Origin of the sequence: Streptomyces albospinus, assembly GCF_014648695.1 — a bacterium.
Lineage (GTDB): Bacteria > Actinomycetota > Actinomycetes > Streptomycetales > Streptomycetaceae > Streptomyces > Streptomyces albospinus.
Window position 1 is genome coordinate 34991 of sequence record NZ_BMRP01000003.1, and the last position, 15778, is coordinate 50768.

The window sequence follows — 15778 nt, forward strand, 5'->3', positions numbered from 1 at the left end:
AACCGGTGAGAATTCCCTTAAGCCCGTGTCCCATGTGGCGGAGGCTCGTCGGGCTGAACATGGGGCGGGGCACGTGGAGTTGGATTGTTCCAGACGGGTTGTGGAAGATCGCGAAGCCGCTGATCCCTCCGTCGAAGGTGCGGCCGCAGGGTGGCGGCACGCAGGACACGCCGCAGCAACGAGGCACGGCCGGCGGCCCTGGAGCGCCTGGCTCGACCCCGTCCACCACGACTCCGACGAGCTGCGCGCTCTGCTGAGCACTCCGGCCGCCGGCCGCCTCGACGCCCGCTCTCGGCGCGTGGGCGTGCGTAGAGATCCTACGCGTCGCCTCGACCGGTAGGTGATCTTGAGTCATGTCGGCGCCTGGTGTTTTTCGGTCACAAGCCCGCCAGTGGTCGCAGCGGTGCGAGGCGCCCCAGGGGCGAGTGGCCGGCGGTTGAGGGGCAAGCGGGTCGGGGAGGCCGATCGGATGGCCGGTTCTGGCCCGATTTGGCGTCCGATACCAATCCGCCTGCTCTAGGGCTGGGTCAACCGGAGGCTTAACTACCGATGGGTATGCGAGGCCGGGTGCAGTTCCGGGATGCCGTTCAGCGTTCCCTTCCCTTTGTCATGCCCTTGCCGTGCGGCGGTGTCGATGGTGCCCGCCGTCTTTCGGATCACTTTCCGTTCACCCTTCCCTGAGAGAGGGAGACCCAGCAGTGCCTCAGCTCATTGCCAGCGAAAACGAGGGCGCGTTCAGCGCCGGCGACGTTCTCAACCAGCAGGCCAAGGACGCAGCTTCCGCCCGCGCCGTGGTCGAGGCTTACGTCACCATGGTGCTGGAGCAGCCGGTCGTGAAGCTTGACGAGATCGAGCACCTTGAGCAGTACCAGACCGCCGCCAAGGATCACGCTACGGCGTGGCGGAACACCGTGTCGCAGAAGCTCATCCAGACCAATACCGATCTGCTGGCCTTCGCCAACAACTTCGACAGCTACTACGACGACCTGGTGGACATCGCCGAGAACATCCACGCTGAGGGCATGCGTGCGGAGTTCGTCGAAGGCGTCCAGGACCTGCTGTCCGAAATCGAGAAGCGCCAGCAGAACGCGCAGGACGCGCTGAAGGCCCTCAACACGTTCCGCGGAGATGTGGACACCGACCACGGACACTTCGTCGATCTGTCCAACGCTGCCCATTCGACCTTTGAGGGCGACAAGGGGGAGATCGCCGAGCTCAAGAAGAAGGTGGAGGCGCTCAGCGAGGGCATGACGAAGGACCTCTCGATCATCGCCGGCTGCACGGCGGGCGCGGTGCTCGGCGGCCTCATGATCGTCGTGGGCGCGCTGCTGGAGATCCCCACCGCCGGCGGATCGACCGCGGTCATCACCGCGGGCGGCCTCGTGGTGGCCGGTGCTGCGGCCGGGGACATCTACGGCGCGGTCGACTACGAGAACAAAAAGCGCGAGCTGACGGCCACGCTCCGGCAGATTGCCGACCTGACTGCGGAGATCGCGGTCCTGCATTCCGTGGAAGACCAGTTCAAGAAGCTCAAGGACGCCAACGAGTTGGCGGCACAGGCCCTCACGGCCATGGCGACCACGTGGGCCGTTCTGCAGACGAAGTTCAAGACCGTCATCGACTACATCAACGACAACGTCACTCCCGACAAGCACTTCCTGAAGGCCAAGCTCAAGACCGCCAAGGCGGACTGGGAAGAGGTCCACAAGACCGCGAACCTGATCGAAACCCAGATGACGACCCTGCCCGTCCAGCGTGACGGCCTGGCCAAGGCGGCCTGATCCGATGACCGCGACGACATCACTGCTCTCGTCCGTCGGACAGGCGGCGACGGACATCCTCGCCAACTCCCCGGAAGAGGCGTCAGCCGCTCCGGAGCTCGCCGGCCACGTGAAGAACGCCCAAGGGCACGCACGCACCTGGCTGGACTCGACCTCGCACAGCGTCGAGGAGCCTCTGCACGCGATCCGGTCCTTCACCGCCGCCTACATGGACACCACCGCTGCGCACCTGGCGGAACTCGCCGCCTCGGTGAAGACCGACGGCACGGGCGCCCAGTCTGCAAAGGCAGAGCTCGTCCAACTGCTGCAGGACGCCAAGGCGGCTCTCGCGGACCTGCGCAGCCGCCTGTCCCGGGGACATGACGCGGTCAACACCCTCGACCGGGACCTGGCCGCCGATGTCGCGGCCTTCAAGGGGGACATGACCGCGATCTCCACGAAGATCGCCAGTGATGAGGAGCTGCAGAAGCAGCTCGGGCACGACATGGGGGAGCAGCTGGCCAAGCTCAAGGCGCTGCGGGAGGCTCTGATGCACCTCAATGTGCTGGCCTCGGGAGTTGATTTCGGCTCGTTGATGAACCAGAGCTGGCAGATAGCCGCCGAGCAGTGCTATCTGAAGGGCCTGGTCAAGCGCCTGGGCGTGCTCGTGGGTTCCGTCGCCGCCGCCGAGGACGCCCTGGTCGCGATCGGCAACGCACTGAGCGAGACCCAGGGAATCCTGGACAACGTCCTGGACTCCGTCACCCGCGCGACGGCCACGTCCTCGTTCCTCACCGCGCGCCTCAACGTCATCAAAAACAACTTCCGCGACCTCGGCAGTCAGCTCGACCACCTGCTGGGGACCACCGCCGAAGGGGCTCACTCATGACGACGACCACTTCAGCGTCCGGGCATGGTCTCGACGATGCCGCCAAGGTCGTGGACACCTCCGCCACCGAGGCGGTCTTCGCCTCCTGCCAGGTACTCGTCGCAGCGGCCACCGGCATCACCGCCCAGCCCGATCTCGACCTCGGCCTCGTCCCCGACCTGGCGGCCAGCCAGGCGCTCGCCCGCAGCCATGCCGGCTTGTGGAGCAGCCGGTACCAGGAGGCACTCCTCCAGCCGCTGGCCGACATCACGGGCTACGCCAACGCCGTCACCAGCTACCTGCCCGACCTGGTCACACTCGCCGGGAACATCGCCGCGGGGGACAAGGAAGCGGCGGCGGAGTTCCGCGAGGGGCTGAGCGAACTGCGGCAGGTGCTCTCCTCGCTCCAGAGCCACACGGACGCCTCGAAGGGCCGGCTCTCGGACTTCAGGAACCAGGTCGAGGACGACCACGCCCGCTTCGGCGCCCACGCCCGGACCCTGGAGGAGAAGTACACCGGCCCCGACGGCGAGATGGCCGCGATCCGCAACAACCTCGCCGCGCTGGACCGCAGGCTCCAGGAGACCAACGCCACGATCGCGCAGGGTGCGGCCAAGGGGATCGCCGGAGCACTGGTCACCGGCATCCAGCTGGCCCTCACCGCCGAGGACGTCTTCGGCACCGCCAAGACCGTCATCCAGGCCGGCCTGTCACTGGCCAAATCCACCGCCGTCTGGGACCCCAAGGCGATGGCCAACGATGCCGTGAAGCTGTTCGACGGGGCCCAGCAGATCCCGGACCTCTACAAGACCGTCAAGACAGCCGTCGGCCAGCCCGCCTTCTTCGAGAGCATCGACACCTCCCTGCGCGAGGCCCAGGCCGCCATGGACACCGCAACGGCGGACATCGCGGAGTACGGCCGGGAACTGAAGCAACTGACCGACGACAAGCTCCAGGTCGGGGTGTTCGTCACGCTCCAGGGCCAGATCGAACGCCTGGCACTGCGCACCGACGACGCACTGGCCGCCCTGGACGTGATGGCGAAGGAGTGGCACCGGGAGAAGCAGCGTCTGGATCTCTGGGACGCCCGGGCACGGGACATGTCCGTCACCCTGGGCGGCCAACTCACCGACGCCGCAGCGCACTGGATCCTCAACGCCCAGGCCGCACAGCGGTACCAGGACACCCTCGTCAACCTGCAGCCGCCGCAGAGGTAACCGACCTCACCGAGTGACTGCAGAAGGTGCTGTGTCCGGACTGGGGCTTCGCCACCTCGGTTCGGACACGGCCAACCATGGCCATCGTCCGGCTCTTCGCTCACCGTCCCCAGGTACGTCCCGGCCTCGATGCCTTCCCCTCTCGCCGACAAGGAGCAGAAGATCAGCACATGACGTGCGCGGCAGTGTCGCGCCAAGTCACCTGATGTAAGGCGTAGTTGGCGTGGAGGATTGCTTCGTGCGGTTGGAGCGGCGCGCCGATGTTCGGCCGGCGGGCCGCCGCGACTTCCGGATCACCACGGAGACGGGCGAGGCGGTGGTACGGCGCAGCGAGGTGGCGGTGACCGTGAGAAGGCCGGGGCCGGCGCTGCGAAGGTCGGTTATGTGGCATAAGGTGGGGCGTTTGGCGTAGACACGCCAAAAATCATGAGGTGTCTTTCTTGCTCTCTTCAGTGGTGCGTGCCTCAATGGGCACCCCCTCACGAAGGCGGTCTCCCATGAGACACGGCAAGCTCGGGATCGGCTCGTTACTCGGCGTCAGCATCGCCCTCGCGGGCACCCTGGCGATGGCACCGGCCTCGGCAGCGGTGACGCCGGACACCGCAACACTCTCGTTCGACTGCGGCAGCTACGGCTCCGGTACGGCCACGCTCACCGCCACCCAGAACGGTACGGACGCGACCATCAGCGTTTCCACGTCGGCCATCACCTCGCCCATAGACATCGGGGCGAACTCCGTCACGTCGCAGCTCACGCTCACCAAGAACGGCTCGGATACCACGGTGTTCAGCGGCAGCTCCAACCCTGAGATCCCGGCCGGTGGCGCGGTATCCACCGGGCCGCTCACCGGCACCGTCGCCCCGGGCGACCAGCTCGAAGGCTCGTCACTTCAGGTGGAGGTGCTGGGTACCACCGCGACCTGCAACGCCACGTCACCGCAGTCCCCGGGACCATTCGTGTTCTGACGGCGGGACAGGACCGCCCGGGCTCGAAGACAGAAGGGGTCGGCGGACAGCACCCTGCCGACCCCGCGCCTCACCGCAGGACCTCGCCCTCCGGAGAGATGACCTGGCAGGTGCAGCGCACGGTGGTCGGCGGCCGGTGGCGCCCGATCACGGCTGCTCGGCAGCCGGCCGGCTTCGAGCGATCCCATCTCAGCTCGCCCGCCGGGTCACGCCGGCCGGGGCAGGCTGGGCGCGTTCGGCCTGTGCACGGCGGTTCGCCGGCCGGCGCATGGCTTCCGGACGTTGGGCTCGGACGTCGGCGAGCGCCGGAGGGCCGGCGTGCGGCTGGTCGCCGAAGACCGCGTGCTCACGGCGTTCGCGCAGGGCCTTGGTCTGCCGCTCGTACGCCTCGGCGATGGCCGGGTCGAGGTGTCGCTCGGGTGCGGCGGACCAGTGGGCTTCGAGGGCGCGCTGGTAGCCGGCCGACGCCGTTTCGCGCGTCTTCACCGGTCCGGTGGGCGCGGACAGCGGGGGCTCCGCCGCGATCAGCTTCGGCGCACTCCAGCGCAGCTTCGTGCCGTACGCCGGGGCGTCGGGGACGACGTCCAGGCGGCCGGTGTCCGCGTCGAACGCCACCGCGCGGGCGTGCCCGGCGAGTTCGGGCACGGCCGCGGCGAGAACATCGCCGTAGCGGGCGAGGACGCTGCCGCGGGAGGCCGGGTTGGCGCCGCTCGCGCTCACCGAGGCTGGGCAGCTGCGCGTCGGCCTCCGCCGCGATCCGGGCCCGCCGGGTACGGCGGAGGTGGATCACGTTGCCGCAGCTGTCGCGCTCACCGCCGGTGTCCAGGCGGATCCCGTCGTCGCAGCGCCGGTCCCAGCAGGCCGGCCGCTGCACCGCGCCGCGGCGAATCAGCCAGCTGTACGGGCTGTTGACCAGGGCCTCGCCGCCGGTCTCCTCCAGCGCCGGTCGGTGAGCCGGTCGGCCGGCAGCCGCGGAGCGGTCTCCGGCTGCACCAGCAGGCCCGCCAGTCGGGCCAGTTCCATTTTCGTCGCCACCTCGACCTGGTCCTGCTGCCAGCCGTTCAGCCGCTCCCACAGCCCGGAGACGGGCGTCAGGGCGACCCGCAGACGAAGATCATCCGGAAGGCCCACCCTCCGCAGCAGCCGGAGGTGTTGGCGACGGCCAGGTCGAGGATGATCGGTGCATCTCCGTGGCTATGCACCGCGGCACCACAGCAGAGGGCTTGCCAGTGAGTGAATGAATTATTGGCTTGACCCGCAGCCCCAAAACAGTTGTAACGGTCCGTCGGTTGTTCCGACGGACCGTTACAAGAAGCCAAGGCCACGGGCACCGTACACACAAAGCCGGAAAGCCCGAGCGAGAGGCGCGGTAAATCAGTTAACCACCCAGATGTTGAGATCCGAGCCGAAGGCTCCGCCGTCGCAGTACCAGGCGCCCCACTTGCCCTGCCTGTACCCCACCTCTCCGGCTATCAGGCACCACGACTTGTCGGAGAAGTGTTTGTACACGGCCCAATGGCCATCCAGCAGTTGGGCGTGTTCCGTGATGGAGCTAGTCGTTCGGGCCGCCGTGTTTGCGACCGCGGCACTGCGGATCGCGGGACTGTTGTGTTCGGTCGCTCCCGCCGGCCCGGCCAGCGCAACGGTTCCGCCCATCAGCGCGGCCGTTGCCGCCGCGCACACAACCCATCGCCTTACCTTCACTGAATTCCCCCTTCGAATAACCTGCACCTCCCCCCGGCACAGGTCAGGTCGTTGCAGCATCGCCCGCTCCCATTTGAGCAAGCGAAATACCTCACTGCGGCTGGAAAATCTGGCAGGGCAACGACCCCGTACACTCTCCTGCTTGCTCCTGGGCACGGCAAGAGCACAAGTGGGACCAGTTTCAGACGGAATGGCGCCCTCCTCGACCTTCAGGCCGGGGAGGGCGCTCTTTTGCGTTTTCGCGGCTGGTGTCACACGGGTGGCTTCGTTCACTTCAAATGGCAGCGTTTGTTCGTCCGTTCGGGCAGCAGTTGGTGATCTGGAGGCTCATGGTTGTTCACGAGAAATAACAGCAGCAGTACGGCGGCCTGCGCTTGTGAGGGCGGTGGGCCGTGGCGCTGACATGTGGGGATCGGTCGGTCTTGTCAGCGAGCCGGTGGGGTGAGGGCGGTGCGGTCGAACGGGCCACCATGTGAGGCGGCGTACGTGACGGCGTCGTTGACGGCGTTGAGGCCGAACGACCGGACCCGTTCGGGGGCGAGGTCCAGGGTGCCCGAGGCGAGGAGCCGGATGATGCCGACGTTCGCTGTACGCGGGTACATCCACTGGCCGCGCACGGTGATCGAGTTGCGCATGGTCCATGGGTACGGGAGTGCGAGGTCGTCGCCACCGAGCATGCCGACGCCGCCCATGAGAACGACGCGGCCGTACTCGCGCACGGTCATGGCTGCCGTGCGCGCCGCCGAGCTGGGTGCGCTCGGCGGTAGCAGGTCGATCACCATGTCGATCGGGCCGTCGCCCGCCGCGGACATCGCCGCGCGGTCGCCGGCCTCGTCCCCGGTGAGCGGGACCGGGCACACCCGCGGACCGAACCGGTCGGCGAGGAGATCGAGCGCGGCCCGGTTGCGGCCTGGGGCGACCACGCGGCCCGCCCCCATGGCGAGCGCGACCGCGACCGCACTGCTGCCGAGGTTGCCGGTGGCCCCGCTGACGAGCAGCGTCTCTCCGGCTGCGAGCCCGCCGGCCAGCAGCCCGCCGTAAGGGATGACGTGCACGCCGAGCGCGGCCCAGCGGGCCGGGTCGTCCCCCGCCGCTGCCGGCAGCGGGAAGACGTTCTCCGTCGGGACCCGCATGAGCTCGGCGAACGATCCGTCGTGCAGGTACCGGGCGAGCCGGGCGCCGCCCTCGCCGCGGGAGCTCCAGCCCTGGAGCGTGATGTCGGGCGTCAGGGCGTCGTCCCGCGAGCGCACCGTGGAGTCGCACCACACCAGGTCGCCGGGGCGCAGCCGGGTGGCGTCCGGTCCCACGTGGACGACCCGTCCCACGCCGCCGATCCCGGGCACGACGGGAGGGACCAGGGGGTAGTTTCGCTCGCCGCTGAAGACCTCGGCCGCGTACGGAGCCACGCTGGTGGCGAGCACCTCGACCACCACCTCGCCGCCGCCGGCCTCGGGGTCGGGGACCTCCCGCACCGTGAGCGGGTCACCGAACTGCGTCAGAACGGCTGCTCGCACGTGATGACCTCCATGTTCGTCCGTGTTCGTCGCGATCGACACTAGGAGCCCGGCGGGCATGCGGGAAGCGACGATCACGCATCTGTGGTATGCGTAATCCGCATGGACATCTCCAGCACAGGCCTGCGGGTACTGCGGCAGATCGCCGAGTCCGGCAGCTTCACCGCAGCAGCCACCCGGCTCGGCTACACCCAGTCGGCGGTCTCACGCCAGGCCGCCTCCCTCGAACGAAGCGCGGGCACCGCCCTGTTCGAACGCCGCCCCGACGGAGTGCGGCTCACCCCCGCGGGTCTGACCCTGCTACGCCACGCTCGCACGATCCTGGACTGCCTGACGGCGGCCGAGCGCGACCTCACCGGCACCGCTCCGCGGACCGAACTGGTGCGGCTCGGGCTGTTCCTGAGCGCGGGCGCGGCCATCCTGCCTCTCTCACTCACCCGCGTCGCGGCGACCGACCCGCAGATCACGGTCACGACTACCGAGGGCACCACACCCACCCTGATCCGGGCACTGCGCGCGGGCTCGATCGACCTCGCCGTGCTGACGTCCCGCCCGCCGCACCGGCCTTTGGACGGCGAGTCGCCGCGCCTGCACGTCGAGACCGTCGCGGACACCGAACTGGTCGTGGCGGCGCCTACGACCGGCGAGTTCGCCGGCCGCACCGCGGTGCACGTCGACGAACTGGTCGACGCCCCGTGGATCGCCGCCCCGGCGTCGAACGCCGAGCCACTGCTCGGCGTCTGGCCCGGCCTGCCCGGACGGCCGCACATCATCCACTGCGCGCGCGACTGGCTGACGAAGCTCCAGCTGGTCGCCGGCGGCTTCGGGGTGACAACGGTGCCCTCCCGGCTCTCGCCGGTGCTGCCGCCCGGGGTGAGCCTGCTGCACGTCGAAGGCGCACCTCCCGAGATCCGCCGGGTTCTCGTGGCGCGACTCCCCGGCCGCCCCACCCCGGCGATCACGGCCGTCACCCGAGCAATTACCTCGACCGCCTGATACGTGCCGCCGGGGCCGTCGGATTCGGTACCGCAGCCCGCCGAGGGCGCACACCATCACGTCTACCTCAGCATCGGCCAGGGCCCTTTCAGCAGGAGCACCCCACTGCTGCCCGAGCAAGTACCCCTCGGGATAGCGTCCAGCCCGGTCGGGCGCACACTTCTCCCTCGGCGCAGCAAAGCATTTCGGCACGTACGGTTGCGGGCCCGTTCGCGGACTGCTGGTGGCACGGCTCGACTCACGCGTTCCTGACCTTCGATGGGGCGGCGTCTGCACAGCTTCTCCTAGGCACCGGGTCTCCCAGCGCCATCCGCTTGAGGTCCATGCTGACCATTTCGGCATCCTCAGGCGTGCGTACTCGCTCCGCCTGCTCGGTGTGCATCATCTGCGGCCGGTCAATCACGACAAGGTCCGCCGGCTCGCCCCGGCCAACCTTCGCCGTGAGCACGTCGTGCATGTGGTCGGTGGTCAGCAGTCGGGTCCGGTCGATCGTCAGGCCCCGTACGGGGTTGCGTGCGGTGAGATCGGGGGCGAACAGGACTGCCCGTAGTCCGCATGCCACGTTGTGGACCGCGATGTCGTATCCAGCTCGTGCCTCTCGGCTGCGCGAGCGTGTTCCGAGACAGGACAGACGGCCAGGGGACAGGTTGAGGACGTCGTCCATCTCCGGCCACGGAGTTGTGACCTCCCGCTGTTCGGAGCGCTCCAGAATGTTGATCGTGTGATGCAGCGACGTCCGCCCCACGAAGGGCGAGTTCATGCGCTGCGCCCAGTGGGCGAGCAGCCGGCCGGTTTCTGCGTCGTCGGCTTGGACTTGCTGCGGGATGGCGAACACCCCGTTCCGGTTGACCCGGTGCTTCACCACCGTGAACAGCCGGGTGGTGCAGCCGGGTTCGTGAACCGGGTAAGGGCCCCACTCCCATGGTGCCGGCTCGTGGCTCTTGGCCAGTCCGGCGATAGTGATCGCCCCCGTTGGGCTGGGCTCGATCGGATCTAAGACCGTGTCCTATGTGGTGGGGCGGATCAGGCGCTTGTAGCGGCAGAGAGCTGCGGCGAGTCCGAGAAAGGCCAGGTAGTTGCGGGGATCGCGTGCGTAGCGGGGGCTGAGCCTGCGGTATCCGGTCAGCCAGGAGACGGTGCGCTCGATCACCCAACGACGGCGTCCCCATCGTTTGCTGGACTCGATGCCTTTGCGTGCGATGCGTACGCCGATCCGCTTGCCACGGAGTCATTTCCGCAGGTGAGGTACGTCGTTTGCCTTGTCCACGTGCAGGCGTCGGGGTTTGAAGTACCGGCCGCGGTGGGGATCGTGTCTCGTTTGGTGACCGGCGACCATCGGCTTCAGCCCTTCGCTGTCGTGGACGTTGGCGGCGGAGTTGCCGACGACCATGGGCAGTCCGTTCGCGTCCGACAGGACGTGCATTGTGGAATCCGGCTTACCTCGGTCCACGGGGCTCGGACCTGTGTGTTCGCCCCCTTTTCAGCCCTGACGTGGGCGGAATCCAGCACCACGCGGGTCACGTCGATCAGGCCGGCGTCGTCCAGTCGATGGAGGACCCCTCGTGCAGGCGGCCCCACAGACCCGCTCTGGACCAGATCAGAAACCGGCGATGAGCCGTGGACTTGGAAACTCCGAAGCACGGCGGCAACGCACGCCAGGCGCAGCCACTGACCAACACGTAGACGATCGCCGCGAACAGCGTCTCATCAGGTGTGTCCTGCGTGCCGCCACCCTGCGGCCGCACCTTCGACGGAGGAATCAGCGGCTTCGCGATCTCCCACAACCCGTCTGGAACAATCCAACTCCACGTGCCCCGCCCCATGTTCAGCCCGACGAGCCTCCGCCACATAGGACACGGTCTTACGGCGCACCGCACAAGGATGCAGGTCAGCAGGGTGTACGGACCGGATCGGCCATGCGTCCGAGCCACTGCTGTCGCCCGGCCCCGGTCCGGGCCGCGGCACCACGCGACCCGGACCCCGGGTGCATCGAGTGAGGTTCCGATGCCGCCGGTAACTGACGCTACATCAGGGCAGGTTCTTCTCGATGGCCTCGATGTAGCACTTGATGAAGTGGTCCCGGACGCCGTCGGTGGCGGGCGCGAAGGCGTCGGCGGTCAGGCCCTTGGCGCGGTCCGCCAGGTTGCCCAGCAGGCCCATCGAGTCGTGGAGCCTGCCGCCGGAGTCGATGTACTTCAGCGCCTCGACATGGGTGTAGACGGGCTCGGGCGGGAGCTGCGGCACGATGTCGTTGTTGTTGACGAAGCGGAACATGCGGTTCTTGAAGCCCTTGTTGTATGCCGCCGCCAGGACGCGGTCGCAGGTACGGGGCTGTCCGTAGGTGTAGACGCCGTCCGCCTGGAGCCGCGGCTCCTCCAGGTACATCCGCGCCCCGGCGAGCATGGCGAGCGCGCCGCCGAGGCTGTGGCCGGTGAACCACACCGTCTGGTTGCCGGTGCGCAGTTCGGCCAGGGTGTCCTTGACGTCCGGGAAGATGGACTGGAGCGCCTCGGCGAATCCGTAGTGGGTGTAGCCCGTTTCGGCCGGACCCGGCCAGGGGGGTGTGGCGGCGTCCGAGAGCCAGTCGCGGATCTCCGCCGGTTCCGTGCCGCGGAACGCGGTGATGATCATGTGGTCGCTGGCCGCGGTGTACGCCTGGGTGTCCTCCAGCGGGAACGGCGGGGTGAACCGCGTCCGGTGGTGGCGCACCCGGTCGAAGCCCCAGGCGCCTGCCCGGGACTCGATGGTGGCCTGGTCCTTGTAGGCGAGATCGGACGCCTGGGCCAGCCAGTAGGCCAGAGGGAGGCTGTACCCGGTGGTCGCGTGGTGGTCGATCGCGGACGGCGCGGACATGGGGGCTCCTTTCACGTGTCTCCTGCGGTGCACCGGCGGGTCGCCCCGGTGCGAGAAGGCTCCCTTCGTAGCCGCGGATCTCCGGGCGGGGGCCGCCGCCACGCCCGTCGTCCCCCGAATGGCACGCGCTGCGGGCATGCAACCACCGTGCAACGTCGCAGCGGGTTGACTGGGCCGCCGCCTGCCGCGGCAACGGCCCCGGGGATCGCTCGGCGCCTCCGGAGACGGCTTCCGTGACGGCATCGGCGACGCCTCGGGCAACGGATTCGGCGACGAGAGGAACGACCATGGACCGGCAACCCGCGCGGATCGGGCTCACCGCCGCCGCCTCGGAACTGCTGCGGTCGCTGCGCGAGCAGCACGGGCCGCTGATGTTCCACCAGTCCGGCGGCTGCTGCGACGGGAGCGCGCCGATGTGCTATCCGGCCGGGGAGTTCCGTACGGGGGCGTCGGACGTGCTGCTGGCCCGGCTTGCGGTGGTGGGGGTGCCGGAGCCGGTGGGCTTCTGGATGTCGGCCGAGCAGTTCGCCCGCTGGCGGCATACGCATCTGACGGTGGACGTCGTCCCGGGGCGGGGCAGCGGCTTCTCGCTGGAGGCGCCCGAGGGCGTCCGCTTCCTGATCCGCTCGCGGCTCTTCACCGAGGAGGAGCGGGCGCTGCTCGGTGAGCCCGAGGGGTGAGCACGACGGAGCGCACTGGTGAGGCCCCGCGCACGGGGGAAGGCGCGGGGCCTCACCTTGGAGAACGGGCGTACGTCGGCCCGGGTTCCCCGGCCGTGAGGATTCTGCGGAATTTTTTTCCGGGGCTCCGGGCCGCGCCCCGTACGGCGCGTGCCGAGGCTGCCGACGGGCAGCCGGCGATCATGCCTCGTCCTGGACCAGCCGCTCCAGCATGTCCTGGAATTCGGTGTCGACCACCACGCGCAGGCCCTCGCCGTCCGGCTCGCTCAGTGGTGTCATCACCCCGCGGCGCCACCAGAACACCCTGGGACTGATCGCGCCCGCCGCGTCCTCGTGGCCGGCGGCGGCGAACTGAGCCATGGCCTGGAGTGCCGGGATGACCTGGGCGTCGTGGATCCGGTGGAAGGCCAGCTGGTGGCGGAACGGCATGGCGACCAGCGCACCGTCCGGGGTGAGCTCGGTGCCCATGATGCGCCGGACCAGATCGTCCAGGACGAGCACCCGGCTGGCGGTGAAGAAGGAGTCCCCGAGCAGCACCTCGAACGCCGAGCCGTCACCGCGCCGGACCGTCTCATGGCCCTCGACCGGCAGGGCGCGCAGATTGTTCATCGCCCGGATCCGCAGCTCGGCCACGTCCCCCAAATCGGTCAGCGAGTCCTCGCTCAGCATCTGCACCGCCTCGGGCAGGTCCAGGGCGAGCACTTCCCGCAGGCCCGGCGCGGGCTCGCACCCGTAGCGGAAGGAGTCGGAGGCGGGGAGCGTCTCCTGGGCGACGACACGGGGGTAGAGGCAGGCCCGGATCTCGTCCTCGGAGAGGATCTCCAGCGGCTGGGGGCCGTCCATCGTGCGCAGTACCTTGCCGACGTGGTCGCGGATCAGCGCGGGCCAGCTGCGCTCACCGCGGCGGTCGCGGTGGCAGACGGCGGCGAGGTTGCCCAGGCCGAACTGGCGGCCCGCGGAGTCGGTGACCACCGCGGCGTAGGCGGTGACCTCCAGGCCCTGCTCGGCGAATGCCTGGCGGACCTGTGATCTGAAGACACGGCCTTCCCGCTCCGAGAAGAAGCCGAACTCCTCATCGCGTGCGAGGTCGCGGGAATCCCGCTTCGGTCCTCGGCGGAACAGACCCATCTCTTCCTCCCGGCAGCGGCCATGAGCGTCGGCCCTTGAATGGGCCGATCGTAACGGGTGCCCAGGACGCCGGCGCCGCCCTGCTGCCGGGGACGGCGCAGGGCGGCGCGGCGGGCGGGGAGAAGGAAAGTTGAAGGGAGAAGGAAGGGGATCGTCCGGGGTCGGGCGGGGCGAGTGGCCCTAGCCGCCGATGTTCACGTCGATGCAGGCGTAGAAGGCGTTCGCGGTGTCGGCGATGTTCCAGACCGCGAGGATCTTCTGCTTGCCCGTGATACCACCGAAGTTGACGGTGTGTGAGACCTCTTCCGGGGGCTGGGCGCCGCCGCCGTCGATCTCGGCGACCTTCTGCCCGTTGGCGAAGTACTGCCAGTTGCTGGTGGCGTGGCGTGCCGTGAACCGCCAGGTGAAGGTCTGGGTGCTGCCGATCGGGGTGACCTGCCAGGGCTTGGAGTCGTCGTCGAGGTCGGCGAACCGGCTGTTGCCGCCGCTGCAACTCGTCAGCCCCTTGGGCCCTTCCACGCTCTGCGGCTCCCACTTGATGGGTCCGCATTCGACGGTGCCGGCGGCGCACTGGGCCTGCCGGCTGGGCGGCGAGGAGACATAGCCGTGGGCGCCGGCCGGGCCGACCGGCAGGGTGACGACGAGGAGGGGGGCGAGACCGGCGCCTATGGCGAGAGCCAGCCTTCTTTTCTTGTCCATGTCAACCCTTTCGCGTAGGGGGGTGGTTGACGCGAGGGTGTGCCCATTGGTCTAGACTTTACTCAGTGACCGCGTACGGTCAAGAGTTCGCTCACGAGGACCGCGCGCTCGATGCCCGGACGATCAGCTCCGGGGCGAGGCGGACCGCACGGACCGGCCGCCGCGGTCCGGGAACGGCCGCACCGGCCGGGCCGCGGACGAGCAACCGGGCCGCCTCCGCGGCGAGTTCGGCGACCGGCTGGCAGACGGTGGTCAGCGCCGGATCGGCGAGGCCGGCGAGCGGGATGTCGTCGAAGCCGGTGACCGCGACGTCGCCCGGTACGTCGGCGCCGAGTTGGCGCAGCCGTTGCAGCGCGCCGACCGCGATGAGGTCGTTGGCGCAGACGACGGCGTCCGGACGGGACGGCCAGATCCGGTCGACGGCGGCCCGGCCCCACTCGACGGAGAAGTCGCCGAGCACCGTGCGTTCAGGGGCAGTCGGGTCCAGCGCGGCGGCCCCCGCCTCGTACGCCGTGCGGCGTTCGACCGCCGCGGACGCGGTCCCGGCGGCACCCAGGAAGCAGGGGCGGCGGCGGCCGGTGGCGGCGAGATGGTCCAGCACGAGGGCCATGCCGGCCGCGTTGTCGACGGCGACGGAGTCGGCGACGCCGGGCCCGCAGCCGCGGTCCAGCAGCACCAGCGGCACCTGCGCGGCGGCGTCCACCACCACCTCCCGGCTGCGCCGCTCGTCGGCCGGTATCAGCAGCAGGGCGTCGACCCGGCGCCCCAGGAGCTCGCCGATCCGGGCCGCCTCGGTCTCCGGGTCGTCGTCGCAGTCGGCGAGCAGCACGGCCCGGCCCCCGGCGTGCAGGGCACGCTCCAACTCCCGTACGAGGGACGGGAAGAAGGGGTTGGCGATCTGCGGCACGACGAGTCCGACGATGCCGGTGGAGCGGCTGCGCAGCGCGCGGGCGACGTGATTGGGCCGGTAGCCCAGGCGCTCGGCGGCCTCCCGTACGGTGCGCGCGGTCTCGGCACCGACCGGGCGGGTGCCGGCCAGGACGCGGGAGACGGTGGCGACCGAGCAGCCCGAGGCGCGCGCGACGTCTCGCAGGGTCACATCGGCCACGGCGCCGCGCCTTCCACTACGGGGCTCGGGCCGCGCGGGCAGCACCGTCCCGGATTTGACGGCAATCGTTATCACCGCGTGTGCACATCCGTATCAGCTGCGCACCTCCGCATACCAGGGGGTGGCCGGGTCACCTGCCTCACACTTCGTTGACACTTCATTGACATCGCCGCGCGCAATGAGCGAAATTTCCGGAGAACGTTTTCCCGAGGTAGCAGCCTGCTGCGGCGCGACCGGAGATCGAGTTCACCCGCACCACCCCGTTCCGCAGAGCAAAGGGGCTCTC

General features: G+C 69.3%; 15 protein-coding genes and 2 pseudogenes. 7 read left to right on the top strand and 10 right to left on the bottom strand.

Annotation, left to right across the window (positions count from 1 at the left end):
• Nucleotides 1-59: 59 nt before the first annotated feature.
• From IEZ17_RS05700 to IEZ17_RS05720, 5 genes and pseudogenes are all read left to right on the top strand, one after another.
• A pseudogene (locus tag IEZ17_RS05700) lies at nt 60-179 on the top strand (IS5/IS1182 family transposase); the annotation flags it as partial.
• A 519-nt stretch (nt 180-698) separates the two neighbouring features.
• Nucleotides 699-1781 carry an HBL/NHE enterotoxin family protein gene (locus tag IEZ17_RS05705; protein ID WP_189297083.1) on the top strand — a complete coding sequence of 361 codons (1083 nt, stop codon included), beginning with the start codon at nt 699-701 and terminating at the stop codon, nt 1779-1781.
• Nucleotides 1782-1785: 4 nt separating this feature from the next.
• Nucleotides 1786-2649, top strand: coding sequence for an HBL/NHE enterotoxin family protein (locus IEZ17_RS05710; protein ID WP_189297085.1), 864 nt, complete (start codon nt 1786-1788; stop codon nt 2647-2649).
• Nucleotides 2646-3845, top strand: coding sequence for an HBL/NHE enterotoxin family protein (locus IEZ17_RS05715; RefSeq protein ID WP_189297087.1), 1200 nt, complete (start codon nt 2646-2648; stop codon nt 3843-3845). The genes IEZ17_RS05710 and IEZ17_RS05715 overlap by 4 nt, the downstream gene beginning before the upstream one ends.
• Before the next feature lie 497 nt (nt 3846-4342).
• The gene (locus IEZ17_RS05720; protein ID WP_189297089.1) at nt 4343-4810 is read left to right on the top strand and encodes a hypothetical protein; all 468 of its coding nucleotides are present in this window, start codon (nt 4343-4345) and stop codon (nt 4808-4810) included.
• A gap of 189 nt (nt 4811-4999) precedes the next feature.
• Here the strand turns inward: IEZ17_RS05720 and IEZ17_RS05725 are convergent, their stop codons facing one another.
• From IEZ17_RS05725 to IEZ17_RS05740, 4 genes are all read right to left on the bottom strand, one after another.
• Complete coding sequence (locus tag IEZ17_RS05725; protein ID WP_189297091.1) at nt 5000-5530, bottom strand: DUF721 domain-containing protein; 531 nt, start codon at nt 5528-5530, stop codon at nt 5000-5002.
• Nucleotides 5531-5698: 168 nt separating this feature from the next.
• Nucleotides 5699-5941 (bottom strand): hypothetical protein, encoded by a 243-nt coding sequence (locus IEZ17_RS05730; RefSeq protein WP_189297093.1) that lies wholly within the window; start codon nt 5939-5941, stop codon nt 5699-5701.
• A gap of 243 nt (nt 5942-6184) precedes the next feature.
• On the bottom strand, nt 6185-6787 hold the full coding sequence (locus tag IEZ17_RS05735; RefSeq protein ID WP_189297095.1) for a hypothetical protein: 603 nt from the start codon (nt 6785-6787) through the stop codon (nt 6185-6187).
• Nucleotides 6788-6939: 152 nt separating this feature from the next.
• Complete coding sequence (locus tag IEZ17_RS05740) at nt 6940-8028, bottom strand: quinone oxidoreductase family protein (RefSeq protein ID WP_189297097.1); 1089 nt, start codon at nt 8026-8028, stop codon at nt 6940-6942.
• A gap of 102 nt (nt 8029-8130) precedes the next feature.
• Here IEZ17_RS05740 and IEZ17_RS05745 point away from each other — a divergent pair, with 102 nt between their 5' ends.
• Nucleotides 8131-9024 (top strand): LysR family transcriptional regulator, encoded by an 894-nt coding sequence (locus IEZ17_RS05745; RefSeq protein ID WP_189297099.1) that lies wholly within the window; start codon nt 8131-8133, stop codon nt 9022-9024.
• Between the two features lie 238 nt (nt 9025-9262).
• Here the strand turns inward: IEZ17_RS05745 and IEZ17_RS05750 are convergent, their stop codons facing one another.
• From IEZ17_RS05750 to IEZ17_RS05760, 3 genes and pseudogenes are all read right to left on the bottom strand, one after another.
• Complete coding sequence (locus tag IEZ17_RS05750; RefSeq protein WP_189297101.1) at nt 9263-9889, bottom strand: hypothetical protein; 627 nt, start codon at nt 9887-9889, stop codon at nt 9263-9265.
• A 141-nt stretch (nt 9890-10030) separates the two neighbouring features.
• Nucleotides 10031-10847 (bottom strand): annotated as a pseudogene (locus tag IEZ17_RS05755) (IS5 family transposase).
• A gap of 205 nt (nt 10848-11052) precedes the next feature.
• Nucleotides 11053-11877 (bottom strand): lipase family protein, encoded by an 825-nt coding sequence (locus IEZ17_RS05760; protein ID WP_189297103.1) that lies wholly within the window; start codon nt 11875-11877, stop codon nt 11053-11055.
• 287 nt (nt 11878-12164) lie between these two features.
• Here IEZ17_RS05760 and IEZ17_RS05765 point away from each other — a divergent pair, with 287 nt between their 5' ends.
• The gene (locus IEZ17_RS05765) at nt 12165-12557 is read left to right on the top strand and encodes a DUF779 domain-containing protein (protein WP_189297105.1); all 393 of its coding nucleotides are present in this window, start codon (nt 12165-12167) and stop codon (nt 12555-12557) included.
• Between the two features lie 180 nt (nt 12558-12737).
• Here the strand turns inward: IEZ17_RS05765 and IEZ17_RS05770 are convergent, their stop codons facing one another.
• The 3 genes from IEZ17_RS05770 to IEZ17_RS05780 all read right to left on the bottom strand — a co-directional run bounded on the left by IEZ17_RS05770 (nt 12738) and on the right by IEZ17_RS05780 (nt 15492).
• Entirely contained in the window at nt 12738-13685 is a 948-nt protein-coding gene (locus IEZ17_RS05770) for a hypothetical protein (RefSeq protein ID WP_189297107.1), read from the bottom strand.
• Nucleotides 13686-13865: 180 nt separating this feature from the next.
• On the bottom strand, nt 13866-14384 hold the full coding sequence (locus IEZ17_RS05775) for a lytic polysaccharide monooxygenase auxiliary activity family 9 protein (protein ID WP_189297109.1): 519 nt from the start codon (nt 14382-14384) through the stop codon (nt 13866-13868).
• A gap of 91 nt (nt 14385-14475) precedes the next feature.
• A complete protein-coding gene (locus IEZ17_RS05780) occupies nt 14476-15492 on the bottom strand; it encodes a LacI family DNA-binding transcriptional regulator (protein ID WP_189297112.1) in 1017 nt (338 codons plus the stop codon).
• Nucleotides 15493-15778: the final 286 nt, after the last annotated feature.